This window comes from Sphingobium sp. MP9-4 (genome assembly GCF_005281675.1).
Lineage (GTDB): Bacteria > Pseudomonadota > Alphaproteobacteria > Sphingomonadales > Sphingomonadaceae > Sphingobium > Sphingobium yanoikuyae.
Map to the genome: position 1 here is coordinate 1 of NZ_LUFI01000089.1, position 10,527 is coordinate 10,527.

Sequence of the window (10,527 nt, forward strand, 5' to 3'; positions counted from 1 at the left end):
AAGCAGTTCCGGGGCATCGCCACCCGCTATGACAAAGACCCTGCCAACTTCCTCGCAGCCATCAAGCTCATCTGCGTGCGCATCTGGTGCAGTGCGTAATGAGTCTACGCGCTAGTACACGATATTTGAAAAACCATCGCTTCGCGCCATTGGGGCGAATCTCAAGATAGAGTCCTTTTTCGTCTGTTTTGCGATAAGCTGAGACGAGTGCCGGAAAAGCACGGATTTCTGCGGCTTTGAGAGCCATTTGGGGGCATTCCTCTTTTTCCCACCGCAGTGCCCCCAACTCTGCCCCCAATTTAACGAAATCTGGGGGCATTTCTTGGAACAAAGCGAGACCACCGAGAAAGATAGAATCTCTCGGAACCCGCAGAAAATCAACGTTTTTGGACGTTATGGGAAGAAGGCCTGGTGCCGCTTACGTGACTCGAACACGTGACCCTCGCATTACGAATGCGATGCTCTACCAACTGAGCTAAAGCGGCACTGGCGCGGGCAGATAACAGCGGTCGGGCGATTGGACAAGCGCCCAAATGCACTTTCTTGCCCCCTGCCCCGTCCTCGTCGCACAATCGACCGATATTGCGCGCCATCCATCCGCTTTTGCGCGCGAATTTACGGCATGTTTACCATCCCCATGGCACAGCCTTGCGCAAAGTCGCTTATTCTCTGTTCCAAGGACCGACCGGATGGACATTCTGCGGGGGCATGACGTCGCCAACGACCAGGACGATTTCGAATATCCCGGTGATGCCGCGATCGACCGTCCGCTCGCCGTGGGATATGAGGAACGGCGCATGCAGGTGCGCGCCTATAATTATTGGGCGTCGCTGCTGGGTGATCGCGCCCTGCCCCTGATCGAGGATCTTTCGCCCGATCGATTGGACGATTTCGGTCCCTATAGCGTGCTGCTCGATTTCACCGCCGGCATCGAGAATCCCGCAATCGTCTATCTCGGCACGGCACTGCGCGAGGAATGCGAGATCGAGGGGCCGATCGGCCATATCGGCGATGTCCCGCCACGTTCGCTGCTGTCGCGCCTGACCGATCATTATCTCCAGATCATCGCCAACGCCGCGCCGATCGGATTCGAGGCGGAGTTCATCAACCAGCGCGGCCGCGAGATTCTCTATCGCGGCATCCTGATGCCCTTTTCCGCGCAGGGCGATTCGATCGACTTCGTGTTCGGCGTGATCAACTGGAAGGAAATGGCCAGCCACGCTTTGTCGGTCGCGATCGAGCGCGAGGTCGACACCAATTTGCTGCACAATCCCCCGGCGCGCAGCGATGCGCCGATCTGGGCCGATGGTCCGGGCGCGGACGAGGATGACGACGTGCTGGACCTGGCCGGCATGGAGATGCCGACCGAGGATGCGCCGCTTGCCGACTGGCTGGCGCTCGCCCGCGAAGGCGCGGAAAAGGCCCGCACCAGCGAGGCGCGCAGCCACGCCGCCCTCTATCGCGCGATCGGCCTTGCCTATGATTTCGCGCTGGTGACCCGCCGTTCGGCCGAGGAATATGCCGAACTGCTGGAAGATTATGGCATCAAGGCGCAGGCGCGCAGCCCGATGACCGCCGTCATCAAGCTGGTCTTCGGCGCCACCTATGACAAGACGCGCATCACCGAATATGCAACCGCGCTCGATCATGCCGCGACCGCCCGCCTGTCGGTCGGCAGCTTCGCCGCCTATCTGGCCGGTTATGATGGTGGCCTCAAGGCCCTGGTCCGCGACGAGCGTGCCGCCCGCCGGGCGGACATGCCCGCCCGCCCCGACAAGCGCCAGACCGCCCGCGACACGATGAAATGCGCCACCGCGCTCGATCCGCTGGCCGTCGCCACCGACAATGATGGTCTGGCCGTCGTCGTCGCCCGGCGCGAGGCCGATGGCACGCTGGCGATCGTCGGCGCGCTGCCGGAAGGGTCGGACCTCGGCCAGCGCGTGATCCTGGCCGCCGCCGACTGAGATCTTGCCTCGGCGCCGGCCCTCACTCCCAGCCGTGCCGCAAACGCGCCATCTTGGGGTGACATCGCGGCTTTCCAAGTGCATAGGGACATGCCCACTCTTCGGGCCATGCCTTCCGGACATCGATATCCGCCAGTAACGGGCGGCCCGACCATGCTGCGCTGCATCATAATATTTCACGCGCGCGAAATTTTATTTCGACCAATACTTGAGACGATCCGGTGAGAGGGGCATATAGATGCCCCTAGGACAAGGAGTCGTCTGGCGGTGTTCCAGCGCCTCCTCCGTTTCGGCAACGGCGGGACATTTCCCCGCGGCTAAGAGGTAGGCGAATGACGGCGCTGGCTGATCCCAATATCAAGGAAGTCGATTCAACTGTTCGCGCGGCGCTGGAAGGCGTCCTGGCAAAGGGCGCCCTGCCCGGCGAGAGCGAGGGATTTGATCAGGCGGCGATCGCTGCCGCCGCCGCGTTCCTTGGCCGCACCGCCAATGCGCGCAAGGCCGGCCAGCCCGGTATCGCGATCGAGACGCTGGGCGAAGGCGCCACCGGCCGCTTCATGCGGATCGCGCTGATCAACGACGACATGCCCTTCCTGGTCGATTCGATCGCCACCACGCTCGCGGCGGCCGACATCAGCATCCACCGGCTGCTGCACCCCGTCCTGTCGATATCGCGCGGCGCTGATGGCACCCTGTCCGCGATCCTGGACGATGATGCGCCGGGCGCGCTGCGGGAATCGATGATCTATATCGAGGCCGACCGTGCCGACGCAAAGGCCCGCCGCGCGCTCGAAAAGGCGCTGGAAGACACGCTGGCCGACGTCCGCGTCGCCGTGCGCGACTGGCCGCGCATGCAGGAAGCCATGTCGGCCGACGCCAATGCCGTCACCGACGATGAAGGCGCCGCGCTGCTGCGCTGGTTCCTCGCGGGGCATTTCACCCAGATCGGCCATGAACTGTGCAGCCGGGTCGGCACCTCGGAAGAGCGGCTTGGCATCTGCGCGCTGCGCGACAAGCCGATGATCGCGCCGGCCTCGCGCGAGGCCGCCTTCACCTGGTTCGAGGAAGGCAAGCGCAGCCCGCTCATCATCAAGTCCAACATCCTCTCGCGCGTTCACCGTGGCGTGCTGCTGGATCTCATCATCCTGCCGGTGCGCGAGGGCAAGAGCGTCACCGGCCTGTCGATCCACGCCGGCATGTGGACCAGCGCGGCGCTCGCCGCCTCGCCGGAAAAGGTGCCGCTGCTGCGCTCGGCCCTGTCGGCGCTGATGGACAAATATGGCTTCGATCCGGCCGGCCATGCCGGCAAGACGCTGGCTCATGCGCTCACCACCCTGCCGCATGACATATTGATCGGCTTCGAGCGCGACACGCTGGAGCATCTGGCGCTGACCTTCATGTCGCTGACCGACCGGCCGCGCCCCAAGCTGGTGCTGGCCACCAGCGCGCTCGCCCGTCACCTCTATGCCTTTGTCTGGCTGCCGCGCGACGAACTGTCGACTGCGCGCCGCGTCGCGATCCAGGACATGCTGGCCAAGGCAGCGAATGGCCCGGTATTGAGCTGGTCGATCGCGCTGGAGGAAGGCGGCCTGGCGCTGCTGCGCATCACCCTCGACCTGCGCGACGGCGGCGTGGTGCCCGATGATGCCGCGCTCGATCGCCAGCTCAAGCAGATGGTGCGCGGCTGGCTGCCCGCCGTCGAGGAAGCGCTGGCCGAAAGCGAGGAAGCCGGCCGCGCCGCGGCGCTGGCCCAGCGCTTCGCCCCCGGCTTCCCGATGGCCTATCGCAACGGCGCCGGCCCGGTCGAGGCGGCGGTCGATATCCGCCTGATCCACGGCCTGTCGGGTCCGGGCGACAAGTCGATCCGCATCTATCGCAATCCGGAAGACAGCGCCGAACGGCTGCGCCTCAAGCTCTACAGCCATGACGCCATCGCCCTGTCCGAAGTCGTCCCCGCCTTCGAGAATTTCGGTTTCCGCGTGATCGACGAGATGACCACGGCGATCGACGGCGGCACACTCGGCCATGTCCAGCGTTTCGTGCTGGAACTGCCGGCCGGCGGCGATGCCCAGGCAGTGGTCGACCGCGCCGAAGTGGTGACCGAGGCGATCGCCCAGGTGATCGAAGGCGTCGCCGAAAATGACAGGTTCAACGAACTGATCGTCACCGCCGGCTTCGCGCCGCGCGCGGTGGTGCTGTTCCGCGCGCTGTTCCGCTATCTGCGCCAGACCGGCACCGCCTTTGGCATGGCGACCTTCGCCGACACGCTGCGTCGTGAACAGGGCGTCGCCCGCAATCTTGTCGCCCTGTTCGAAGCGCTGCACGATCCCGCCGCGCAGGACGGCAGCGACAAGGCGACCGCCATCCAGGCGGAGATCGACGCGGGCCTGGAACAGGTCAGCTCGATCGACGAGGATCGCGTGCTGCGCCTGATCCGCGCCGTCATCACCGCGACGCTGCGCACCAACTTCTATGCCCCGGCTGCGGCCGAGGCGCTGGCGTTCAAGATCGACAGCGCCCTCGTCCCCGGCCTGCCGGCGCCGCTGCCCTGGCGGGAAATCTGGGTCTACAGCCCGCGCGTCGAGGGCATCCATCTGCGCGCCGGCCCGGTCGCCCGTGGCGGCCTGCGCTGGTCCGACCGCCGCGACGATTTCCGCACCGAAATCCTGGGCCTGATGAAGGCGCAACGTGTCAAGAACGCTGTCATCGTGCCGACCGGCGCGAAGGGCGGCTTCTACCCCAAGCAACTGCCCAATCCGCAGGTCGACCGTGATGCCTGGTTCGCCGAAGGCACGGAAAGCTATCGCATCTTCATCCGCACCTTGCTGTCGATCACCGACAATATCGTGAAGAACAAGGTGAAGCACCCCGCCCAGGTGGTGGTGCGCGATGGCGACGATCCCTATTTCGTGGTCGCCGCCGACAAGGGCACCGCGACCTTCAGCGACGTCGCCAATGCGATCGCGCTGGAGCGGGACTTCTGGCTGGGCGACGCCTTCGCCAGCGGCGGCTCCAACGGCTATGACCACAAGGCGATGGGCATCACCGCCAAGGGCGCCTGGATCAGCGTCCAGCGTCACTTCGCCGAAATGGGCGTCGATGTGCAGAGCGAACCGGTCAAGGTCGTGGGCTGTGGCGACATGTCGGGCGACGTGTTCGGCAACGGCATGCTGCTCAGCAAGGCGATCAAGCTGGTCGCCGCCTTCGACCATCGCCATATCTTCCTCGACCCCAATCCCGATCCGGCCAAGAGCTGGGAAGAGCGCAACCGCATGTTCGCCCTGCCCCGCTCCAGCTGGGAGGATTATGACAAGGGCCTGATCTCCGAGGGCGGCGGCGTGTTCGCCCGCAGCCTCAAGAAGATCCCGCTCACCCCGCAGGTTCAGGAAATCCTGGGCGTGACCGAGAGCGAGATGGAGCCGACCGCGCTCATCTCCGCCATCCTCAAGAGCCCCAACGACCTGCTGTGGTTCGGCGGCATCGGCACCTATGTGAAGGCCGCCGCGCAGAGCCATGGCGATGTCGGCGACCCGGCCAATGACCGGCTGCGCGTCAATGCCGAACAGCTGCGCGTCAAGGTGGTGGGCGAAGGCGCGAACCTTGGCACCACGCAGGCCGGGCGCATCGCCTTCTCGCTCCATGGCGGGCGGATCAACACCGACTTCATCGACAATAGTGCCGGCGTCGACTGCTCGGATAATGAGGTCAACATCAAGATCGCGCTGAACAAGGAAATGGCGGAAGGCCGCCTGCCCTTCGACAAGCGCAATGCCCTGCTCGAAAGCATGACCGATGCGGTCGGCGCGATCGTGCTGGAGGATAACCGGCTTCAGGCGCTCGGCCTGTCGATCGCCGAAAGCGGCGGCGCGGCGGACCTTGCCTCCTATGTCCGGCTGATCGAGACGTTCGAGGAAACCGGCCGTCTCGACCGCCAGGTCGAGGGGCTGGCCGCCAATGACCAGTTGCTGCGGCGTGGTCAGGATGGCCAGGGCCTCACCCGCCCCGAACTCGCCGTGCTGCTCTCCACCGCCAAGCTGGCGCTGCAGGACGCGATCGAACATGGCGACCTTGCCACCGATCCCAGCATGGGCGCGGAACTGGCCGCCGCCTTCCCTGCCGCCATGCAGGAGAAGGAAGCCGATGCGATCGCGGCCCATGCGCTCAAGAAGGAGATCATCGCCACCAAGGTTGCGAACCGCATCGTCAACCGCCTCGGCATCATCCATCCGTTTGAACTGGCCGAGGAAGAGGGCTGCTCGCTCGCCGATCTCGCCAGCGCCTTCCTGATTGCGGAACGCCTCTACGACATCCGCACCCTGTGGGCGGATATCGACGCGGCCGACATGTCGGAAGCCGCCCGCCTGGCCCTGTTCGGCGACATCGCCAGCGGCATGCGCGCGCAGATCGCCGATATCCTGCGCAGCGTGCCGGCCGGCACCCTGCCGGACGCCGGACATGCGATCCTGGCCAAGGGCGTCGAAACGCTCGCCAACCAGGTCGATGACCTGCTCACCAGCGAAGCCCTGCGTCGCGTCACGGCCGTCACCGATCGCCTGCTCTCGCTCGGCGCGCCGGACATGCTGGCCGTGCGCACCGCCGGCCTGTTCAAGCTGGACGGCGCGGTCGGCATCGCCGCGCTCGCCGGTCGCCTGAAGATGGACGAGATCGCGCTGACCCGCGCCTTCACCCATCTGGGCGAGGCTGTCGGCATCGACTGGGTCCAGTCGGCCGCCGCCCGCATGGAACCGACCGATCCGTGGGAGCGCCTGCTCATCTCCGGCGTCGCGCGCGACATGCAGCAGGTGCGGCTCGACTTCCTGGCCCAGGGCAAGGGCAAGGATGTGTCCGACCATGTCGAGAAATGGCTGATCGAGCGCGGTGCGCGCATCCAGCAGTTCCGCGCCCTGGTGCAGCGCGCCAAGGCAGCGGCATCGCCCAATGTCGCGATGCTCGCGGAAATCGCCGGCCAGGCCCGCGGCCTGCTCGGCCGCTGAGGCCATCGCCCCTTCCCTTCACCGGGAAGGGGTTTCAGTCGCCCATGAAAAAAGGCGCCCGATCCAGTGATCGGGCGCCTTTTTCTTTTCCGTGCCTTTGATGCGATCAGCGCGGGTCGGCGGGCAGCGGCTGCACCATCAACGGCTTGGGCGCCGGTGCGGGGGCCGGTTCGGGTGCCGGCGCAGCAGCAGGCGCCGGTGCCGACTCCGCAGCAACCGGGGCCGCAGCCTCCGGCGCATCGGCTGCCGGCTTGTCCTTGCCCGGCACGCGCAGCCCCGGACCATAGACCGGCGTCACGCCCGGCGTGTAGCGACCGTGCAGCGCCTCGATCTCCGCCTTGCGCTGGTTGAGATAGAGGTCGCGATAGCTGCCATAGGGATTGTCGTCGGAACGGATCGCCTGGATGCGCTCGTCGAACGCCGCGCGCTCGCCCAGCTGGTCCAGCACCGCCATCGGGATGACGACCGTGGGCTGGGTGAAGGGCTTGCCCACCGCGAAGGGCAGGATCATCTTGTCGACCGTGTCGCCGATGATGTCGCGCAGCGTCGTCGGGCCGACCAGCGGCAGATACATGTACGGCCCCGTCCCCACGCCATAGAAGCCCAGCGTGTTCGCGAGGCCATTGGGGCGATAGGGTAGGCTGAACGGCTTGCGCTTGGCAACGTCGAACAGGCCGACAAAGCCCAGCGTCGTGTTGATCGCGAAGCGACCGGCCGTCTCGAACGCCTTGCCCGGCTTAAACTGCAGCATATAGGCCGCGAACACGACCGGCTCGCCCAGGTTCGAGAAGAAGTTGCGCAGCCCCTTGCGCACCGGACGCGGCAGACCCTTGTTATAGGCCTTGGCCACCGGCTCGATCAGCGCCTTGTCGACCGCCTGGACCGCTTCGAAAGACTGTTCGTTGATCGCGGCGAAGGGATCGCGCTTGCGCAGCCCGGTATCGCCGGTCACGACGATCGCATTGGGATCGACCGGAACCTCTTCCTTGGGCTGCTCCGCAATCGGGCTCAGCGTCGGCAGCACGACCGGCGGCGGATAGGGACTGTCGGGTGACGGCGCCTGTGCCGGCGCCGGTGCGGGCTGGAGCGGATCGGCAGGACCAGTCTGGGGCGTTTCCGCCGGCGCAGGTGCCACGGCCGCAGCCGGCACCACCGGAGTGCCGCTGTCCACGACCTCCCCCTGTCCCGCCATCAGCATCATTCCAGTGGCGGCAACCGAAAGCAGCATAAATCGTCCCTTGTCACGGCCCCGTCTGGACGACGGGCCCAACGGCCAGCAACGGCCTGGATAAGGGCCGATAAACAGACATCGCATCCCCGCGACATCGCTGTCCAAGCTGATTTCGCTAGGGGGGCGTGCCGCACCCGTCAAGTATGGTGGTCAAGCAGGAGACGGCAGGCGGAGACGCCCGTGCGGCGCTTTGGTTCCCGAACGCTTACATTTTGATACATTTTTCCTGTTGCGAGCGGTTTGCAATTGCGAGTCGTTCGCGTTATTCGGGCCACCTCATTTCCCACAGGACTCGCCGTTCTCTCGATGCACGCTCCCGCCCGCGCCCAGCCCAAGAAAAAGAAGAGCGCCAAGGCATTCTGGCTGAAGCAGCTGCATACCTGGCATTGGGTGAGTTCGGCGATCAGCCTGATCGGCCTGCTGCTCTTCGCCTTCACCGGCATCACCCTCAACCACGCCGCCGATGTCGAAGGGTCGCCCCGGACCGTCGAGAAGAGCGCCACCCTGCCCGCGCCGCTGTTGAAGCTGGTCGCGGCCGATGACGCGCCCGATGCCAAGAAGCCCCTGCCCGCCCCGATCGCCCAATGGGTCGAAAAGGAAATCGACCAGAGCGGCGCGGGCGAGGCGGAATGGTCGGCGGACGAAGTCTATCTCGCCCTGCCGCGTCCGGGCGGCGATGGCTGGGTGTCGATCGACCGGCATGACGGCAAGGTCACCAGCGAAGCGACCAGCCGCGGCTGGGTCAGCTATCTCAACGACCTGCACAAGGGCCGCAATGCCGGCACCGTGTGGAAATGGTTCATCGATATCTTCGCCGTCGCCTGCTTCCTGTTCGCGCTGACCGGCCTGCTGCTGCTCCAGTTGCACGCCGCCAAGCGGCCCAGCACCTGGCCGCTGGTCGCGATCGGGCTTGCGCTGCCGGCGCTGCTCGCCATCCTCTTCATCCACTAACGGGGGTCCATCTTTCCATGCAGATCAGTCCCAAGCTCATCCTGTCCGGCGGCGCCGCACTCGGCGTCACCGGCGCACTGGCCGCGCCGGCAGCCGCGCAGACCATGACCGTCACGGTCAATATCCCGCGCCTGTCGGTCGCCGAATATCATCGCCCCTATGTCGCCATCTGGCTGGAGAAGGAGGGCGCCGCCCCCCGCACGCTCGCGGTCTGGTATGATGTCGACAAGGCCAAGGGCGAAGGCACCAAATGGCTGCGCGACATCCGCCAGTGGTGGCGCGTGTCGGGCCGCACGATGAGCTTCCCGGCCGATGGCGTATCGGGCGCGACCCGCGCGCCGGGCGACCAGAAGATCGCCTTCACCGCCGGCAAGGGGCCGCTCGGCGCCCTGGGTCCGGGCAAATATACGCTGGTGGTGGAAGCCGCCCGTGAAGTCGGCGGCCGCGAACTGCTCCGCCTGCCCTTCACCTGGCCGGCCAAGCCCGGCGTCGCCGCCAAGGCGCAGGGCAGCAGCGAACTCGGCGCCGTCAGCGTCAGCTTCGGCAAGTAACAGGGGACAAAGACCATGAAAGCCAAATATCTGATCGCGGGCGCGCTTGCCGCCCTGATGCTCTCTGGCGCGGCCCAGGCCCACCGCCAGTGGATGCTGCCCTCCTCCACCACCCTGTCGGGCACCGACAGTTGGGTGACGGTCGACGCGGCGGTCTCCAACGACCTCTTCTATTTCGAACATTTCCCGATGCGCACCGACGGCATCGCCGTGACCGAGCCGGATGGTACCACCGGCAAGATCGAAAATGCCGCCACCGGCAAATATCGTTCGACCTTCGACGTGCATCTGACCAAGCCCGGTACCTATCGCATCGCCAATGTCTCGACCATGGTGATGGGCAGCTACACCCTGAACGGCAAGCAGGAGCGCCTGCCGCGCGGCACCACCAAGGCCAATCTGGCGCAGGCGATCCCCGCCGGCGCCACCAATGTCCAGACCGCCGAGGCGAGCAACCGCAACGAGATCTTCGTGACGCTGGGCGCGCCGACCACCACCATCTTCAAGCCGACCGGCACCGGCATCGAACTGGTCCCGGTGACCCATCCCAATGACCTGGTGTCGGGCGAGACCGCGACCTTCCAGTTCCTGCTCGACGGCAAGCCCGCCGCCGACCTCAAGGTCACCGTCATTCCCGGCGGCATCCGCTATCGCGATGCGCTGGGCCAGATGGACCTCGTCACCGACAAGGATGGCAAGCTGGCCGTCAAATGGGGCGCCCCCGGCATGTACTGGCTGAACGCCAGCACCGGTGGCGGCCGCGAAGGTGGCCCCGGCGGTCCTGGTGGTCCGGGCGCGCAGGGCGGCAAGCCGCAGGGCGCACCGCCCGCGCCGCC

Annotated in this window: 7 protein-coding genes, 1 tRNA gene and 1 pseudogene; 6 read left to right on the top strand and 3 right to left on the bottom strand. The window is 66.0% G+C overall.

The genetic code is table 11. The features are described from left to right. Positions 1 to 99, top strand: a pseudogene (locus A0U87_RS23970) (IS5/IS1182 family transposase); the annotation flags it as partial. On the opposite strand, the gene A0U87_RS27140 reads toward A0U87_RS23970, so the two are convergent. Both A0U87_RS27140 and A0U87_RS23980 read right to left on the bottom strand, forming a co-directional pair. Next, entirely contained in the window at positions 68 to 319 is a 252-nt protein-coding gene (locus A0U87_RS27140) for an Arm DNA-binding domain-containing protein (protein ID WP_337442145.1), read from the bottom strand. The pseudogene A0U87_RS23970 and the gene A0U87_RS27140 overlap by 32 nt on opposite strands. A 90-nt stretch (positions 320 to 409) precedes the next feature. After that, positions 410 to 485, bottom strand: a tRNA-Thr gene (locus tag A0U87_RS23980). A gap of 204 nt (positions 486 to 689) precedes the next feature. Between A0U87_RS23980 and A0U87_RS23985 the strand changes: the two genes are divergently transcribed. Next, positions 690 to 1,964, top strand: coding sequence for a hypothetical protein (locus A0U87_RS23985; protein ID WP_048938350.1), 1,275 nt, complete (start codon positions 690 to 692; stop codon positions 1,962 to 1,964). A gap of 332 nt (positions 1,965 to 2,296) precedes the next feature. Beyond that, positions 2,297 to 6,958 (top strand): NAD-glutamate dehydrogenase domain-containing protein, encoded by a 4,662-nt coding sequence (locus tag A0U87_RS23990; RefSeq protein WP_048938351.1) that lies wholly within the window; start codon positions 2,297 to 2,299, stop codon positions 6,956 to 6,958. A 106-nt stretch (positions 6,959 to 7,064) separates the two neighbouring features. Here A0U87_RS23990 and A0U87_RS23995 read toward each other — a convergent pair whose 3' ends face one another. After that, positions 7,065 to 8,186, bottom strand: a complete 1,122-nt coding sequence (locus A0U87_RS23995) for a VacJ family lipoprotein (protein ID WP_048938352.1) — start codon at positions 8,184 to 8,186, stop codon at positions 7,065 to 7,067. Between the two features lie 309 nt (positions 8,187 to 8,495). Between A0U87_RS23995 and A0U87_RS24000 the strand changes: the two genes are divergently transcribed. From A0U87_RS24000 to A0U87_RS24010, 3 genes are all read left to right on the top strand, one after another. Continuing rightward, the gene (locus tag A0U87_RS24000) at positions 8,496 to 9,140 is read left to right on the top strand and encodes a PepSY-associated TM helix domain-containing protein (RefSeq protein WP_048938353.1); all 645 of its coding nucleotides are present in this window, start codon (positions 8,496 to 8,498) and stop codon (positions 9,138 to 9,140) included. 17 nt (positions 9,141 to 9,157) lie between these two features. Beyond that, a complete protein-coding gene (locus tag A0U87_RS24005; RefSeq protein WP_048938354.1) occupies positions 9,158 to 9,691 on the top strand; it encodes a DUF2271 domain-containing protein in 534 nt (177 codons plus the stop codon). A gap of 15 nt (positions 9,692 to 9,706) precedes the next feature. Continuing rightward, positions 9,707 to 10,527: DUF4198 domain-containing protein (locus tag A0U87_RS24010; protein ID WP_137406079.1), on the top strand; the 821-nt coding region annotated here is incomplete at its 3' end.